General features: G+C 43.4%; 17 protein-coding genes and 1 riboswitch. Of the genes, 1 reads left to right on the forward strand and 16 read right to left on the reverse strand.

The window, feature by feature from the left end; genetic code table 11:
* Positions 1–97: 97 nt before the first annotated feature.
* A riboswitch (guanidine-I (ykkC/yxkD leader) is annotated at positions 98–199 on the reverse strand.
* 70 nt (positions 200–269) lie between these two features.
* The 4 genes from FS628_RS00635 to FS628_RS00645 are packed head-to-tail and all read right to left on the reverse strand — an operon-like array spanning position 270 to position 2,305.
* Positions 270–899, reverse strand: a complete 630-nt coding sequence (locus tag FS628_RS00635) for a pentapeptide repeat-containing protein (RefSeq protein ID WP_145317597.1) — start codon at positions 897–899, stop codon at positions 270–272.
* Positions 900–910: 11 nt separating this feature from the next.
* Positions 911–1,069: a hypothetical protein gene (locus FS628_RS32520; protein ID WP_260870888.1), complete on the reverse strand. Its 159-nt coding sequence runs from the start codon at positions 1,067–1,069 to the stop codon at positions 911–913.
* Positions 1,070–1,096: 27 nt separating this feature from the next.
* On the reverse strand, positions 1,097–1,306 hold the full coding sequence (locus tag FS628_RS32525) for a class I SAM-dependent methyltransferase (protein ID WP_260870889.1): 210 nt from the start codon (positions 1,304–1,306) through the stop codon (positions 1,097–1,099).
* A 12-nt stretch (positions 1,307–1,318) separates the two neighbouring features.
* Positions 1,319–2,305, reverse strand: coding sequence for an aldo/keto reductase (locus tag FS628_RS00645; RefSeq protein ID WP_145317600.1), 987 nt, complete (start codon positions 2,303–2,305; stop codon positions 1,319–1,321).
* Between the two features lie 371 nt (positions 2,306–2,676).
* On the opposite strand from FS628_RS00645, the gene FS628_RS00650 reads away from it, so the two are divergent.
* Positions 2,677–3,594, forward strand: coding sequence for an AraC family transcriptional regulator (locus FS628_RS00650; protein WP_145317603.1), 918 nt, complete (start codon positions 2,677–2,679; stop codon positions 3,592–3,594).
* 181 nt (positions 3,595–3,775) lie between these two features.
* On the opposite strand, the gene FS628_RS00655 is transcribed toward FS628_RS00650, so the two are convergent.
* From FS628_RS00655 to FS628_RS00710, 12 genes are all read right to left on the reverse strand, one after another.
* Positions 3,776–4,855 carry a threonine aldolase family protein gene (locus FS628_RS00655; protein WP_145317605.1) on the reverse strand — a complete coding sequence of 360 codons (1,080 nt, stop codon included), beginning with the start codon at positions 4,853–4,855 and terminating at the stop codon, positions 3,776–3,778.
* Positions 4,852–5,274, reverse strand: coding sequence for a MarR family winged helix-turn-helix transcriptional regulator (locus tag FS628_RS00660; RefSeq protein WP_124114576.1), 423 nt, complete (start codon positions 5,272–5,274; stop codon positions 4,852–4,854). The genes FS628_RS00655 and FS628_RS00660 overlap by 4 nt, the downstream gene beginning before the upstream one ends.
* A gap of 469 nt (positions 5,275–5,743) precedes the next feature.
* Positions 5,744–7,462, reverse strand: coding sequence for an ABC transporter ATP-binding protein (locus tag FS628_RS00665; protein WP_145317608.1), 1,719 nt, complete (start codon positions 7,460–7,462; stop codon positions 5,744–5,746).
* Positions 7,463–7,464: 2 nt separating this feature from the next.
* Positions 7,465–7,839, reverse strand: coding sequence for a hypothetical protein (locus FS628_RS00670; RefSeq protein WP_145317611.1), 375 nt, complete (start codon positions 7,837–7,839; stop codon positions 7,465–7,467).
* 224 nt (positions 7,840–8,063) lie between these two features.
* Positions 8,064–10,157, reverse strand: coding sequence for a serine hydrolase domain-containing protein (locus FS628_RS00675; RefSeq protein ID WP_145317614.1), 2,094 nt, complete (start codon positions 10,155–10,157; stop codon positions 8,064–8,066).
* 32 nt (positions 10,158–10,189) lie between these two features.
* On the reverse strand, positions 10,190–11,395 hold the full coding sequence (locus FS628_RS00680) for an alpha/beta hydrolase family protein (RefSeq protein WP_260870890.1): 1,206 nt from the start codon (positions 11,393–11,395) through the stop codon (positions 10,190–10,192).
* A 380-nt stretch (positions 11,396–11,775) separates the two neighbouring features.
* Positions 11,776–12,696 (reverse strand): alpha/beta hydrolase, encoded by a 921-nt coding sequence (locus FS628_RS00685; RefSeq protein ID WP_145317619.1) that lies wholly within the window; start codon positions 12,694–12,696, stop codon positions 11,776–11,778.
* 193 nt (positions 12,697–12,889) lie between these two features.
* Complete coding sequence (locus FS628_RS00690) at positions 12,890–13,876, reverse strand: alpha/beta hydrolase (RefSeq protein WP_145317623.1); 987 nt, start codon at positions 13,874–13,876, stop codon at positions 12,890–12,892.
* A gap of 216 nt (positions 13,877–14,092) precedes the next feature.
* Entirely contained in the window at positions 14,093–15,463 is a 1,371-nt protein-coding gene (locus FS628_RS00695) for a sensor histidine kinase (RefSeq protein ID WP_145317626.1), read from the reverse strand.
* Positions 15,460–16,134 carry a response regulator transcription factor gene (locus FS628_RS00700; RefSeq protein WP_145317629.1) on the reverse strand — a complete coding sequence of 225 codons (675 nt, stop codon included), beginning with the start codon at positions 16,132–16,134 and terminating at the stop codon, positions 15,460–15,462. The genes FS628_RS00695 and FS628_RS00700 overlap by 4 nt, the downstream gene beginning before the upstream one ends.
* Before the next feature lie 71 nt (positions 16,135–16,205).
* Positions 16,206–16,739 (reverse strand): GNAT family N-acetyltransferase, encoded by a 534-nt coding sequence (locus FS628_RS00705; RefSeq protein WP_145317632.1) that lies wholly within the window; start codon positions 16,737–16,739, stop codon positions 16,206–16,208.
* Between the two features lie 91 nt (positions 16,740–16,830).
* The gene (locus FS628_RS00710) at positions 16,831–17,436 is read right to left on the reverse strand and encodes a TetR/AcrR family transcriptional regulator (RefSeq protein WP_145317635.1); all 606 of its coding nucleotides are present in this window, start codon (positions 17,434–17,436) and stop codon (positions 16,831–16,833) included.
* Positions 17,437–17,669: the final 233 nt, after the last annotated feature.

The raw sequence follows: 17,669 nt of genomic DNA on the forward strand, positions 1-17,669 counted from the left end.
TGTAACACCCTTTCTCTAATTCATTTTTCACACCCAGTATGGGTACATTAGCGGAAAAATAAAAAAAGCCCGGGAAACAAACTGCATATTGCAGTTCATCTCCCAGGCTTTTATCCCTCCGTGGCACAACCAACAGGTTGCGGGTTTTCTCTCGGACCAGACCGACACATGCGCTCGCGGAACCCTAGAAAACCTGTTTTTATTCTAATGTGTCTCCAATTATACACACTTCTGCTATCTTGGCAACCCCATGAATACGTTCATGTCTTTTATTTGATAATGATGCCCATTAATCCTACAAATGTTGCGGCTTGATGTGGTGAGATCACACAACCATTGAGGTCTTCCATGGTTAATATCAAGGAATCAAATTGGCAATCACTAAGATCCAAATCCTTCATTTTGGTCCCCGTCATCGAAGATTGGTCGATATTACATTGATTGAACTCCATTTTTTGCAGTGCCAGATAGGCGAAGTCCGCACCAATCAAGGTACATTCCGAGTAGGAGACCTGTTTGAGATGGGCAAAGCGGAAATTGCTGTAGTCTCCTACGCCATGAAGGAAACTGACATTTTGCAATCGGCTATTGGACAAATCAGTTCCGACAAACTTGCAGTTATGCCATTCGGTCCGGTGCATGAATGCACTTGAGAGATTGACATTGGAGAAGTCGCAGTGTTCAAACCGAACATCTGTGAATTCAAATTGTTCCAGCGTAGACTCCGAGATCGTCACATGTCTAAAAACAACATTTTCAAATGAAACCTTGCTCGCTTCCTGATGATCCAGTGTGATATTCTCAATTAATTTTTGTTTGTACTCGACTTTGGATTCGAGATATGCAATGGTTTCTTGTTCGAGTAACTGCTCCTGAATCTTGGGTTTGTCCATTTTCATCCCATATTCCCCTATTCCTTAATAGCTACGACTCGCAGTCGGCTTCTGTTCAGATACCACTGTCTATCCCGCATTAGTTGAGGCTGTACCTTCTTCTCAACAGTATCCATAATAACTTCCTGTTCTGCAAGCGTGATGCCCGTGAATAAATACTCAGCGAAGCTATTCAACCACTTTCGGACACTGGCTTAAACGGGCTAAGCTACTTGAATATTCATATCCGGGTATTTTTGTCTCGCTTGCCTAATTGTCTCCTCTGAAAAATCTATACCTGTTGGCTGTGCTCCCGCAGCTGCAATTTGTGCTGTCAGATCACCATTGCCGCAACCTACATCGCTTGACCGGATGAATGTCAATTCACTCTTCCAATCATTATAAAAAAAGCCGCCGAATGGCGACTTTAACATTAAGAACTCGGATCAACTGAGATTTCCTGTTACCGGATGCGGTACATACGCTTCTTCGAGGAAACTGATCTCTTCCGTAGTCAGCTTCACAGAAAGGGCTACTATCGCATCCTCCAGATGATGAATTTTGGTCGCGCCGATAATAGGTGAGGTTACTGCCTCTTGGTGCAACAACCAGGCCAGAGCCACCTGAGCACGCGGAATCTCCCGTTGTTCAGCTACTTTCAAGACTCGCTCCACCACTTGACGATCAGCATCCACCATTGCATTTTCATAAAATGCCTTCCCGACAGGATCAATTCCTGAACGCGCAGTCTCTTCATTCCAATCCCGGGTCAGACGTCCTTTGGCAAGAGGACTCCACGGAATAACGCCGACTCCTTCTTCCAGACATAATGGCAGCATCTCACGCTCTTCTTCGCGATACAACAGGTTATAATGGTTCTGCATGGAGATGAATTTCGTCCATCCATGACGCTCAGCTGTGTATTGGGCTTTCATGAACTGCCAGGCGTACATCGAAGAAGCTCCAATGTATCTGACCTTTCCGGCCTTAACCACATCATGAAGAGCTTCCATGGTCTCCTCAATAGGAGTTGTATTATCCCATCGATGGATCTGATACAGGTCCACGTAATCTGTGTCCAAACGCATAAGACTGTTGTCGATTTCGTTCATAATCGCTTTTCTGGACAACCCCGCCCCGTTCGGTCCTTCATTCATGCGGAAAAACAATTTGGTTGCCAGGACAATCTCATCCCGACGGGCAAAGTCCTTCAATGCACGCCCAACAATTTCCTCACTAGTTCCATCCGAATAGATATTGGCAGTATCGAAGAAATTAATACCAGCATCCAATGCTTTCCGGATGAACGGGCGACTCTGCTCTTCATTCAGGGACCATGGAGCCATTCCGCGTTCCGGTACACCGTAACTCATGCAACCCAGACATAATCTGGAGACATCCAGACCGGTACGTCCTAATTTCACATATTCCATATTTCACACTCTCCTTGAATTTGTTCTGTAAACTGATGTTGTCTCGACCTCTTCGGAAACTAGCTCTAACCAGCATTTGAAGTATATCTCTCGATGTACGGAATTCTCTTCCAACTTGATCTGAGATTCGAGCCTGTCAATCAAGATTCGCCTCACATGATTCGATAACCACTTCATCACCTTGTTCACCCAACTTTTCAAATAAGCTATCATTGCTTGGCCCTGTCTATTTATTCTTATTATGCTGAGTTATGGGCAGCAAGCGGTATACCAATTGTCTTAATTGATTGCCTGATCCTCTCACAGCCCCTTCTAGTTCTGAATGTTAAGCCTTATAATCTAGCTAGGTTAAACCCGCGAGGAGGATTCACATGACCGAAGAATTATCTCAACAAAATCAGGAACTGAGTGAGTTGGTTGAACGCTATTCCCTTCTTAACGGTGCGGTGGAAACGGTGATTCCCTCCCTTTTTGTCTATCACCATACAAGGGTTAGCGAACCGGCGTACAGAGTATATAAACCTTCATTTTGTGTGATTGTTCAAGGGTTGAAAGAAGTATTGCTCGCACAGGAGCGTTATGAATATGGAGCTTCCAATTACCTGATTGCTTCCATGAATCTCCCGGTCATCGGGCAGATTATCAAAGCATCCTCTGATGCACCCTACTTAAGCCTCAAACTCGAATTCACACCGAACCAAATTCTTGAAGTATTGAACGAATGCAATATACAGGTAACTTCCAAAGAAAACGCCAGACGAGCCATGTTCGTAGGACAGATGGAATCGTCGATTCAGGATGCTGTACTCCGACTTGTTCGATTGCTGGATACTCCGGGGGAGATTCCATTTCTGGCTCCGTTGTACGTTAAAGAAATCCTGTTCCGCCTCCTTCAAGGGCCTTACGGAGGAGAACTGGCGCAGATTGCGGTTGAAGGTAGCAGCACCTATCGGATCAGAAAAGCGATTGAATATATCGTTCATCATTGGGAACATCCGATTCGAATTGAAGATCTGGCCGAGACGGCCAGCATGAGCGTATCTTCATTCCATCGCCATTTCAAAGAGATCACGGCCATGAGCCCATTGCAGTTCCAGAAACAGTTAAGATTACAGGAGGCTCGGCGACTTCTGATGGCCGAATCTGCTGACGCGGCAGATGTAGCTTTCCGGGTTGGATACGAGAGTGCTTCTCAGTTCAGCAGGGAATATGCACGCATGTTCGGTGCGCCGCCAAGAGCCGATATCCGACGGCTGAAAGAGAAATATGACATGGCCTTGAGTGAGTAACCGAGTATGCACTCCCTATCTCACAACTATCACACAAAAGGCAAACCAAAAAAGGACAACCACAATGGGTTGTCCTTTTTTCAGTATCAGCATTCTGCATAATCACTTTTTAAAATTCATCCAAAATACTCTTATATATGAAAAGGAAATCGGAACCGTTATCCTTAATTTTGAAAGAAGATTAAACCAATACTTCGACACGCTGTGGAACCTGAATCTCTTCATGCAATAATTGAGTGATATCGCGAGTCAGTGCATCCACATTCTCCTGCCGGGTAGCCCAGCTGGTACAGAAGCGCACCGCACTGTTTGAATCGTCAACCTTTTCCCAGAAGGAGAACGTATAACCGCTGCGTAATTTCTCAAGCAAACGATCAGGCAGAATCGGAAACTGCTGGTTGGTTGGTGAATCGTACAGGAAGCGTACCCCCTGCTGTTCGAGTGAGTCATGAATTCTCAAGGCCATATCCACGGCATGGCGAGAAATATCGAGATACAGACCATCTTCGAACAAGGTTTCGAATTGGATTCCCAGCAGTCTGCCTTTGGCAAGCAGGCCACCTTTTTGTTTGATCATATAACGAAAATCTGGTTTCAGCGCTTCATCCAGGATAACAACCGCCTCTCCCATCAATGCGCCAATCTTGGTTCCCCCGATGTAAAATACATCGCACAAGCGCGCAAGGTCAGCAAGTGTCATATCGCAATCGCGAGAAGCAAGTGCATATCCAAGACGTGCTCCATCCACGAAAAATGGAAGACCACAAGCTCTGCTCACTGTGTGCAATGCTTGCAGTTCTGCCTTGCTATACATCGTTCCGTTCTCCGTTGGCTGGGATATGTAGACCATTCCTGGTTGAACACAGTGTTCCGGTGATGACTCATTCATGTGCGCATCGTAGACGGCTCTAACCTGTCCAGCCGTGATCTTTCCGTCCTCGCTTGGAACCGTGAGCACCTTATGTCCCGTAGCTTCAATAGCTCCAGTCTCATGAACCGCAATGTGTCCAGAGGTCGCAGCAATCACACCTTGATATGGACGCAAAATAGATGCAATCACCGTTGTATTCGTCTGTGTGCCGCCAACCATGAAATGAACATCAGCTTGCTCATTGTCACATGCCTGACGAATAAGCATTCTCGCCCGTTCGCAATGCTCATCCGTGCCATACCCGCTCGTCTGTTCCATATTGGTTTCCATCAGTCTTTGTAAAATTCGTTCATGCGCACCTTCGTTATAATCACATTCAAATCGTATCATCGTGTTGTCTCTCCTGCCTTCTTGTTCAACTTCTCTTGTATGTTCATCATGGAGGTGTATACCTCTTGAATCTCTTCTTCATTCAATTCTTGCATTAATTTCAGGATCTGTTGATCGGATCGATCATTCAATTGGGCATATAGTTCCTCGCCCTTGGCAGTCAAACGAATCAGACTGACCCGGCTGTCGGCCGCAGAATTCACTTTCACCAGCAGCCCTTCCTTGGACAGCTTGTTCACGATTCGGCTCATGTAACTGCGATCAATGGTCAGTGTATCCACCAGATTGTTCGCAATGCTCTCTCCCCGAATTCCAATCTCAATAATGACCCGTACTTCTGCAAAGGAATACCCTGTTCCGAGAATATGCTTGTCGAGTACACCAAGTATGTTGGTATAAAAACGGTTAAAACGTCGCATGTCAGCCAGAATATCTGGATTTATGTACTGAGAGTCGATGTCAAACCCTCCCTTTTAGTGGACATTGTCAACATTATAATAATCAGGTTAGTGGACGTTGTCAACATTATCTTTTGCATAGCATTTTATAACTCCATCTTTAATATCCAATCAATAAAAAAAGCCGCGCATATGCGCAGCAAGGTTTACTTGTTTTAGATACTTTATCCAAGATACTTAGTCAGCTACTTAAGTTTCTATATAAATTGAACTAAACATTTACACAAAACGGAGAGGACAGAAATTACCTGAGGAAGCAAAGCGTTCGCCTAAAAGCTTTCTGCAAGAAAGCTACATCGGAAGCATACGCTACCCCCGGATTTCCCCTTTTAAAGAAGGAATAAAAAAAATCTGGGGATAACAGCGATCGGAAGGTTGTTCTGTCATCGGAGTGTTCAGTGTAAACATTCTATACTTCTATTTATATGGTTTAAGAGTGACTATATTGCACCTGATGAAGACGGCTGTATATTCCTCCAGCGGCGACCAATTCCTCATGGTTGCCCTGCTCAGCGATGCCATCTTTATTCACTACGATGATGCGATCTGCATTTTTGATGGTCGTCAAACGGTGAGCAATCACGAGTGTCGTTCTGCCAACTGACAATTCAGCGAGTGATTGCTGGATCAGTGCTTCCGTTTCCGTATCCAGAGCAGAGGTTGCCTCATCCAGAATAAGAATGGGCGGGTTTTTCAAAAACATACGTGCGATGGACAAACGTTGTTTTTGTCCTCCCGACAGTTTAACACCACGTTCACCAATAATGGTATCCATGCCATCAGGCAACGTGAGAATCAGTTCCTCCAATGAGGCACGACGGGCGGCATCCCAGATTTGTTCATCCGTTGCACTCAGATCACCATAGGCAATATTCTCCTTAATGGTACCCGAGAACAAAAATACATCCTGTTGAACGATTCCGATATGCTTGCGCAAGGATTGAAGCTTAACGTTACGAATGTCGACGCCATCTACAGTGATACGTCCCTCTTCAACCTCATAGAATCGGGGCAGCAGGCTACAGATCGTCGTCTTGCCTGCACCCGAAGGACCAACAAAAGCAACGGTTTCCCCTGGTCGAACAGACAGACTGATATCACTCAGAATACGCCGACTGGATTCATAACCGAACGAGACGTTCTCGAAGCGAATATCCCCCTTCACACTTTCGAACTCAACGGCGTTTTTGCTATCAGCAATCTCAGGTTCTGTATCAATGATCTCCAGATAACGCTTGAAACCAGCGATACCCTTTGGATAACTTTCTATGACGGCATTGATTTTCTCAATCGGGCGGAAAAAGATATTGGACAGAAGCAGGAAGGCCATAAAGTCACCCATATTGATTCTGCCATCGATATAAAACCAAGCCCCGCTGATCATGACAAACACCGTAACCAGTCGCATCATCATATAACTGACCGAGATACTTTTCGCCATCGTTTTGTAGGCAAGCAGTTTGGTTTTACGGAAATTCTGATTGTCCACCGCAAAAAGTTCTTTCTCATGTTCTTCGTTGGCGAACGATTGCACAACACGCATGCCACCGACGTTATCTTCAATGCGTGCATTGAAATTGCCAACGTCTCCGAAGAGTCGCCGATAGGTCTTCGTCATCCGGCCACCAAATACGATAATGACCCAAGCCATAATTGGGATAATGATAAAGGTAAGCAGCGCAAGCTCCAGATTAATGTTAGCCATCAGCAAGAACGATCCGATTAATGTCATTACTGCGATGAATACATCTTCAGGTCCATGGTGAGCAACCTCGCCGATGTCGTTCAGATCATTCGTAAGATGACCAATTAAGTGGCCTGTTTTACGATTATCAAAGAACCGGAAGGACAGCTTCTGCAAGTGAGCGAACATCTTCTCACGCATGTTGGTCTCAATGTTAATACCAAGCATATGTCCCCAATATGTAACGACATAGTTCAATACCGTATTAAGTGCATAGATGGATAACAGCACAACACAGGCAAGCAAAATAAGAGGCCAATCCTGACCTGGCAACAATTCATTAATGAATTTGCTGACGGCAAGGGGGAAAGCCAACTCCAGAAGACCTGCGAGTACAGCGCATCCAAAATCAATCAAAAACAGTTTTTTATAGGGACGATAATACGAAAAAAAACGACGAATCATACTTATTCACTCTCACTCTCCAGATCCTTATTGGGGTTTACATCTTCATTTTGCAGCTCGAAAAGATGGATATACTCGTCGATGACCTGATCAATAGCTTTCAACTCCCCACTGATCATCGGGCGAATATATTCGTACTCCTCCTGTCCAAGTTGTCGGACAAGCGTTGTTCTCCGATTCTGCATCTGCTCCAGAAATACAAGAATCCGGCCACGACGGAATGTTTGCGCACCACGGCCCCTTTTTCCCTCATGTTCGCCATGCCCTCTTCCACGTCTGGAACGTTCACCACGTTGCTCATTGTCACTCATATCACGTCTCGTACGCTCACCTTGAAGTACACTTCCATCGATTTCCTTCAGATCACGATCTCTCATTTTTCCCACCCCCATTACGCGTATACATATGTATACAACGCATTCATGTATACGATTGTATACGTGATAAAAAGAAGTGTCAACCTAAATTTTCCAATAGATAACGAAGTATGTATATTCACCATCTCCTTAACAGAAAAAAGCCGCGATTTCGCGACTTCTTTTGTTTTTCACTATTTTTACTCCTCCGAAAATCACCATCTTTCACTGCACCAAATCTATTGTTACTTTTTCAATGAAATTTCAAAAGTGGAGTCAACGTCACCTGCAAAAACAATACGCCCGTTTTCCGGCAAAACAACCTCATTCTGACCACTGACTACGGTGTGGTTAATACAAATACCCTTTTGATCATATACGGCAAAAGCGCCATTTGCAGGCATTTCAACCGTCATGACTTTTCCTTTCACCGTTGCTGGCACTGAAAACCATCTGGCATATCCGTCTGCTTGAATCGTTGCTAGAGATTGTTTACCCGAATAGAGTGGTTGTACCATTTCCTCACTGGCGTAAACGCCCCCTACCGCTGTGACGTACTCTACTCCGTTCATTTTAGCGAAATTAATCTCCTTTGTATCACGTCCAGCCATGCCAGGGATTTGCAGCTCAGTGACTGCTTCGTTAGCTCCAATAATCTTACTATTGGACATATACCCTGGAGTCTCTTCGTTCATATGGAAAGAGAGGATTGGTGATGAATGGAGATAAACGGTTGATGTATACTTCTGATTCACCACGTAATATCTCTTACCTTCACGCTGCTCCCATGTGGCGTTAACATCTTCGGATATTTCATTGGATTCCAGCTTCTCCGCCGTATATTCTGAGAAAGCCAACTGTCCAAGTCCTGACAAAGATATATAAGATCGAGACCACAGATATGTCCGTCCATTGTTCTCCTTAACAAATTTCAACTTTTCTGTGCCTTCATCGTTAACAAAAGTATCATCCGCTGTATAGGTGTATGTTTGAGCCGAATCACTTGGAGCTGTGAGCGTGGATACCATCATTTGTCCAGCATGATTCATTTCGACCTTCTTAACCGAATTATTGGCACCATACATACCGGCATACATGGATACTTCTTTAGGCATATCTGCCTTCACTGGGACGCCAAATGATTTTTCGGGCTTCCGTTCTGTAATAATGCCCTTTTCCTCCAGCGCGCTGAGTAATAATTCACTCGCAATGAACTGATCTTTGGCACTTGTCCCACCTGATGAGGTAACGGCTGCAGCCAGATTGTATTCCGGCAGTACGATTAATGATGAATGATACGATATGGTGTCTCCACCTTTGGTAACGGCCTTGATGCCGTATTCACTGAATGGGTACAGATTTACACTATCCCACCCTAACCCGTAAGATATAGACGTATCGCTATCTTCCGGCCACATACCTCTTTTGTATTCTTCTTGAGCCATGGCTTCGACCGACTTACTGGAAAGAATGCCTTGGACCTCTCCCGTGAAGATTTGTGAAAATTTCACAAGATCTTCAGCCGTGGAATAAATGCCTCCAGTTGCGATGATATTATAATTCTCTTGTGGAAGCTGACCCTCATACAAAGGAGAATAGATTCCCGCCATGTCTGCCGTGTCGACCACATCCTGTGGTGTTTTGGTATGCTTCATGTCCAGAGGTTCCGTAAAATATTGGTGTATAAATGCGGTAAAACTCATGCCGCTAACACGTTCAACCATAATCTCGGCTAACGTAAAACCGTCGTTACTATACACCGAGAATGCGCCGGGATTGGCCTTCAGGTTTTGACTCGCCAATTGCTCGAGAAACGTATCATGTAAATACGTATCATTATCCCCGTACAATGTGGCATTGCTGCCTGTGCTGCCCAGTAGACCTGAAGAATGATTCAACAGCATGCGTGGGGTAATTTTTGTGTAGCGTTGATCTTTCATCTGAAAATCAGGTAGATAGTTCACAACAGGCAGATCCAAATCCACCTTGCCCTCATCAACAAGTTTCATCACTGCCGCTGTAAGAAACATTTTGCTAGTTGATCCTATGCCATAGATCGTATCCGACGTAAGAGACACCTTGTTGTTCTTATCGTTTTTACCTGTCTGACCGGACACCACAATCTCGCCACCATCCATAAGGGCATATTGCAGGCTTGTGATCCCATGCTTCTCGGTAAGTAACTTGGCTTTCTCCACCACTATTTTCTTGGTTGGTTCATACGTAAGGTCGCTGCTGTTACCGGCAGCTGGTGCGGCCAGTACTGACATTGGAGCTAACATCGTTAACACCAGGGTTAAGGCAGCGATAGAAGTTCGTTTTCCCTTTTGTCGTCCCATTCACATCATCTCCTGAATTTTAAGTGTTTTGGTTATTTGATTTCTTCTGGGTCTACAAATTTCACCTCCGGATACAAGTCGTTTGGTCCCTGAATCAGATCTCCACCCGTTCCTTTCAATTGCTTATTAAAGAAATCGAGTACATATTGATTTACGATGTTTGATCCTCTCTTACCATTGATGTCTCCTGTGATCCCGGACAGTTTAACCAGCTCAGAATAGAATTGAAGGTCCGTGAAATTGAAGTGCTGGGTTCCTTCTATATAAATCACATTTCCCCCATGATTGATAACATTTTTCATAATGTGCAGCTCATCTGAAAGAAATTTAGTTACTTCATCATCTGAATTTCTATCCACTTCAAAATTGGCTAACCAGTCTTCAAAATTTCCCGATCGGATGAACATAAACGGCTTGTTTATATCATCTCTATTTTCCACTTCATATAGTGACCCATCCATATTAACCCCGGCCTTGATTCTCTGATCTAAATACGTTGCATTAAACGCGGTTGCACCCCCAAAAGAATGCCCCATCGCGCCTATGTTATTTAAATCGATCTTCCCTTTAAATTGACTTTCGATTGCACCTGAATTCAGCTTTTCGATTTGATCGATTACAAACTCCACGTCTTTCGTCCATATATTCCCTGTTTTTGTACGTTCATCTAGTGTAGTCGTACTTTTTTTATAATCCGTTACACGGCCATCTGGAAAAAGGGTAGCAAAGGTGCTATACGTATGATCGATGGTGACCACGATAAACCCATGACTGGCCAGATTCTCCGCCTGTGATGCTTGTAGAACTCTACTGGTTCCCATACCATGAGATAGCAGTACCACGGGATAAGGACTTGCAGAAGGTAATATTTCTACATTTTCATAAGAGTTGGTTTGGCTATACTTCCAGTAGTCGAGAACAAATTCGGGCAGTTTTAAAGAAGCAGAGAAGCTCTGAATATACTTTTTGAACATTTCTTTATCTTTTGGAAACAGCGTGTCACGCTTGATATTATTCCTATTTTCAGTAGGGTACCAAACTTGAACCATTAGTTCCCTCTTATCGCTTTGATCTTCAGTGAAGATTTCGTCTCTGTTCTGGTCCGTTAAATGAAATGTTTGAGTTCCCACTTTCTCTGGACCATCCGGCTTCGGCAAATTAAAGACAGGTAAGTATACAGACAAGGCAGTAGAACCAACCAGCAGAATGACAATCAGGGAAGATACACTATATTTCAAGAACTTCCCTATTTTTAGATTCATCATCTTTTCGGAATGTCTGAGTAAAACAATAATTATGAATAGAGCCGTCATGATATATACCAAAAGCAACTGCCATCTGTATCCCTCAACTAAAAATTGAACTACGAGTATAACGCTGCTTCCTATCCCCAAACCCAATCCTGTTTTCTTTGCACTTCTTGTAATAAATAGTAGGTCTACGAGTAAAGCCAAACAGGATAGAACTAACAGTATCTCAAATAATCTCAATTGAATTCCTCTCTCTCATCACGGCAGCGGCCAAATTAATCGTATTATGGAAAAACCACCCCTCAGGACAGTTTTCCAAATTCATTCACGCACATCTGTTAAATCACGAATGTACTTTTACAGAATTGTTACTTCGCTTCGTTCATGAATGCTCTAACATCTTCAGCTATTTCTTTAAATAACGTATGGTGCAAGTAATGCTCGCCATCCATGGTGATTACTTTTCCATGTACCGAATCTTTGATCTGCCCTTCATGCAGCGGTATCCATCCTTCTACACCTTCATTATTGGCTTGTACAAAGAGAAGAAGTGGAAGGTCCCTAGGGAAGGTTAAACCTTGAGCACCTTTAAAATTGGAAGCAATATGGTCCATCTCATTTAACATCGTGGGACTATTTGAGTTTTTACTCGACAGCATTTTCATCTGTTCTACGGTATGTTCATCAAATGGGAGTCCCGCATAAGGATCTTCACCAAATTTGACTACTAATCTTTGGAGACCTGATTTTTTAAGAAATGCGAACATTTTTGTAGGTAACTTGGCATCCATACCCGGTTGGGTTGAAACACTGCTATCAATTCCGACAAATGCCGTCACCTCATCCGGATATTTGTTCACATAATCAATGCCGTAAATGCCTGCAATGGAGTGGCCCATCAGCATGTATTTGTTAATATCAAGTTGCTGCAGAGCTTCATGAACTTCACTTACGATGTTCTCTGTGGTTCGTTCTTTTTCAGTCTCATCGCTCAATCCATAACCGAAAGGTTCAACTGCAACAACTTTGTAATATGGTGATAGTTCATCGATGAGCATTTTAAAATCAAGCGCCGGTGCAGCTGTTCCATATCCCGGAAGAAGCACAATGGTTTCCTTGCCTTCGCCTTGAATGAGCACATTCATATTTTTCCCGTCTACAGATACATGCTGACCATAGGAATCTATTTTCTTGGCCTCTGAATTACTACTGACCACATTTGTGATATAAACAATAGTTAGAAATAGAATAACGGCGATTACGATTGCTCCTACTATTTTCAGTATCATGTTTCTCACTTTTTTGGCCTTTGATCTATTCTTTGTTTTCTTTTCCGCTAGCTGCGTCGTCAGTGTTATCTTCTCCTGTCTTGAACTGGTAGTTCGGTTGTTTTCTTTGCTGCTAATGAAATCTTATCCAATGAAAATGTACTCCCCGTGACGTCAATATGAACTGAATATGAACAAGCCAATTCATTCATATTTACTGCTGCGTCATAAATCCCCTGAATTTTTCAGCAATTTCTTTGGCATGGGAACGATACAAATAATGATTTGCTTCCAGCAGCACCACTTCACCACGCACAGAGTTCTCTATTAACTTCTCGTGTTCGGGAACCCAATTGTCTGCTGCAGGATGATTCTTTTGAACAAAGAAAAGAACCGGGAGATTAACAGGGAAAGTTAGCTGTTCAGCTGCTTTAAAGTTGGAATACATACTTTCTGCCTCATTTAATTGAGTCGTATTATACATATTTTTGCGTATCAGAATGTTCAACTGTTCTTTCGTTTGCTCATCATAAGGCAGTCCATCATAAGGGTCAGCACTCAATTTCAGTTGCACTCGGGCGAAACCTAAGTTGCGGAACCATTTAATCGGTTGTGTATCTGATGAATCAATCTTCTGTTCACTTATCGTTGGAACACTGCTATCCAGCCCGACATATGCACTTACTTCATCTGCATATTTGTTCACGTAGTCCAGGCTATAGATCCCCGAAATGGAATGACCCATGAGAATATACCGATCAATATGTAGACTTTGTAACGCTCCATGAATTTCACTGACGATATTTGCTGTACTGCGTTCCTTTTCGGTCTGATCGCTCAATCCGTAACCAAAGGGCTCAACAACGACGACTTTATAATATGGAGATAATTCGGAGATAAGAGGCTTAAAATCAAGCGCTGGTGCCGCTGTTCCAAAACCAGGCAGAAGCACAATCGTTTCCTCGCCTTCGCCTTGAATAAACACATTCATATTTTTCCCGTCTACGGATACATGTTGACCATACGGCTCCATTCTTTTTTGCTCCGAATAACTGCTGATTTTATTGACGGTATATACGATAGCTACAAAAAGTAAGATTGCTATAATGATTGCGCATAGTACTTTAAACAAAATGCCTAACACTTTCTTTGTTTTGCTTTTACTCTGTACTTCTTTGTCTGCTTGTTGATTCACATTCATCTGCTCCTATCCTCATCTGTATATTGGCCTAGCAGGCTGCTAATGCAATCCTAATCATCAAAGATGTACTCCCTATGACCATAATATGAACGGAATATGAACAAGCAAAAAAAATGCCATGTGTAACATACAAGGAAGCTTGCATGTTACACATGGCATGATAATTCGGTCTAGATACTCCGAAGGATATTCTATTCATTTACCTATCCTGTGAGCCTAACTATCCGTTGGTGGATGGATTGGCAACGTGATCATAAAGGTCGTGCCTTGACCAGGTTCGCTTTCCACTCGGATGTCACCCTGATGAAGGGATACGATCTGTTTAACGATTGCTAGTCCCATACCACTCCCATCGTATTTACGACTGTGGGAACGATCTGCCTTGAAAAAACGGTCGAATATACGCTTCTGATCTTCCAGGGGAATTCCAATGCCCGTGTCGGATATTCGAACAGTCACATTTTTGAAGTCCTCTTCGATACTGACTTTAATCATACCGCCATCCTCGGAAAACTTGATGCTATTTCCGATGATGTTTGTCCATACCTGATTTAACTGATCGTGATCAGCCGTTACCTTCACGTTCTCCAAATCAAGCTCGAAATGAATGTTGCGCCCAGACCATTGAGGCTGAAGCGCAACGATGACCCGCCTGATCTGTTCATCAAGGCTTAAGGTGGTGAGCCGTAGTTGCTGTGACTGCGATTCAAGCAAACTCAGCTTGAGCAGGCTATCGCTCATTTTGGACATTCTTTTTGCTTCTGAGATGATAATATCTAGGTAACGGTTTCGCTCTTGTTCTGAGAGATTTACTTGCTTCAGTGCCGAAGCGTAACCGGATATCGAGGTGAGCGGAGACTGAACCTCATGCGAAACATTGGTAACGAATTCCCTGCGCATCTGCTCCAACTGCTGAAGATCATGCATCATTTCTTCAAAGCTGCGGGCCAATGTACCAATCTCCGTCGTTTGTTTAATGTTCAGCTTGACGTTGAAATCTCCAGCTGCAATCCGTTTGGTCGCTTTGGTCAATTTTTTGATCGGTCTAACCAGATATACAGAAGCAACCACAATCAACAAACTTCCTACAATCAAGGAACAGCTTGCAAAAATCAATCCAAACTGGACCACAAAAGAGGCTGAGGGCGGTGAGAGTGTTTCTAGAAACATCGCTCTTGTACCCGTTTCCGTCTTGATCGGTAGCCCCAAAAGAACGGTAGCGATACCTTTAGGTGTGTCCTGCACAACCCCTCCGTTTAACACCTTCTTGAGTTGATCCGTCGATACGGGGGATGATTTATGTTCGTTAAGCTTCCCATAAGACTGGAAATTGCCCGTTGCATCATAAATTCGAATATGATACGAATCAAGTTGTTTCATTCTACTAACGAATGATTCTGCTTCATCAGTAGGCAGCGTCTTATAAATCTGCACAACGTCCTGGCCAAAGTTGCGTATGTTAATTTGAGCATTTTCATTCAATTGATCTTCGAACATCCAGGTTGACATAAAAAATGAAATAATCGTGCCTGTGATGACTGACACCAGAAAGGTCAGAACAACACGAATATATAAGGATCTGATCATTCATAGACCTCAAGTCTGTACCCTAACCCACGCACCGTTTCAATCCGAAAATCAGGTGTTGTCGCGAATCGTTCGCGCAGGCGTTTAATATGTACGTCTATTGTTCGATCATCTCCCGCGTAATCAATACCCCATATCTGATCGATTAATTGCTCACGTGTATAGACTTGTCCTGGTGTTCCAGCAAGCTTATACAGCAATTCGAACTCCTTAAGTGGTAACGTAAGCGACTCCGTGCCTCTCATCACCTTATACGTCTGACGGTCCAGAATGACGTTGCCAAACTGGATTGTATGTGTAGAGCCGATTTTGTATCGTTTCAGTAATGCTCGGACACGAGCGGTCAGCTCTAATGGATCAAACGGTTTGGTCAAATAATCATCCGTACCCAGTTCGAATCCTTTCACCTTCTCCCAAGTCTCTCCTCTCGCCGTCAGCATGAGTAACGGAAGGTCGGGATTGGCTCTTCGGAGTTCTTTGCACAGTGCCCAGCCGTCCATGACAGGCATCATAATATCTAGCACAACCAGATCAACTGCAGTTTCACCATACACGGTGAGAGCTTCCTTGCCGTCCGCAGCTTCCACAGTGGTGAATCCATCGTTTTTGAGAAATAGACAGACGAGTTCGCGAATGTTCGCATCGTCATCTGCAACAAGTATAGTAGCCATATGTTTTTTCTGTCCTCTCCGTTACCTTTAAATATATGGTTCAACTTATATAGAATAATAAAAAATCCTGCTCATAGTAATTCCACAGCAAACATCGTATGTTCTTTCAACGTTCCCTGGATTGGCACAGGCTGTGACCCATTCTCCTTGAATCCTGCTTTTTGAAGGACACGGATGGAGCCTGTATTATCAGGTACAGCGCCAGCTTCGATTCGAGTAATTTCAGTTTCGTGTTTGGCAAATTCCAGTACACATTGCAGGGCTTCGCTCATATATCCTTTTCCCTGATGCAGAATATCCGTTACATAACCAACGATCCATTTTGGACTAGCATCCAGTACGATCTCGAACACTGAAATCTCACCAACGAGTTCATCCGTTGTATTCAGAAAAATGCCAAAGGAATATCGTTTCCCGTCTTCTCTTTTCTTGTCCCAGCTCTCAATGAGTGACCTTTGTCCTTCCAAGCTGTAGAAAGACTCTTCCCGATTACTTGCAGAGATTCTTTCAATTTCCGCACGATTGCGAACCTGTAAATCCAGAAGCAATGCTGCATCTTCCACCTTCCAAAAGCGCACATAGACACGGTCTGCGCTATATTTCATTACATTAGTCCTCCTCTGTTATGTATAGTCGCATAGAGCTGCCCTTTGCTATTCATTTGACCCAGTTCACCGTCTGAGTATTGTAGTCTAATTATATCAGGTCATTATAGGAGTACGAGCGAATCAACGAGAATTGTTTAGCCAGGAAATGGGGCGAATAAGGCATATCATTACGCAGCCAGGCAACAATGGTTCCAATCAAGGCCGAAGAACCGTACCATATTGCGATTTCTTTGTGAATGCCGGACTCTTCCAGTTCATCCTCCATCTCCACCCGATCAATCTTGGCTTTGACCAGCGTACTCAACAATTTGAGCAGTCGTTCGGTAAAAATCGGTGTGCGCTTCGTGGCAAGTACCACCTGATAGAACGAGGCGTTCTCTGCAAAATGCTCCAGTAACTTGACCAGAACAGGCCAAGCCTCTTCCGTTCTTTGTTTCTCAAAATGAGGAGCATATTCATCCACGATCCGTTCAATATGCTCGATCATCTCATCAGCCATCTTCTCCATCATATCTGTAATATCCCGATAATGCAGATAGAAAGTTACCCGATTGATCGTCGCTCGTTCGGCAATTTTGTTCACTGACAACTTTTCAATATCCATTTCCTGCAGTAACTCAACAAATGCACTTCGAATTAACTGACGTGTTCGCAATATTCTTGGGTCCACGGCTGATTTCTTCTCGTCTTTCACGTATATCCCTCCTATCAAATTTTAAACATTACAATTTTAAACAATCAGTCGTTTATTTTTGATTTACACAACAAATTCATTTTATTTGTAAAATAAACGACGAAGACACGTCATAACGTAAATTGTAATCTGTCCGAATATGTATATAATTCAATAAATACAATGTAAACTATACAACACGTTGTAAATTTAGTCACGCGTGGATTGAAAGGATGAAAAGGATTGAGTCAGGT

This window comes from Paenibacillus xylanexedens, assembly GCF_007676705.1.
Lineage (GTDB): Bacteria > Bacillota > Bacilli > Paenibacillales > Paenibacillaceae > Paenibacillus > Paenibacillus xylanexedens_C.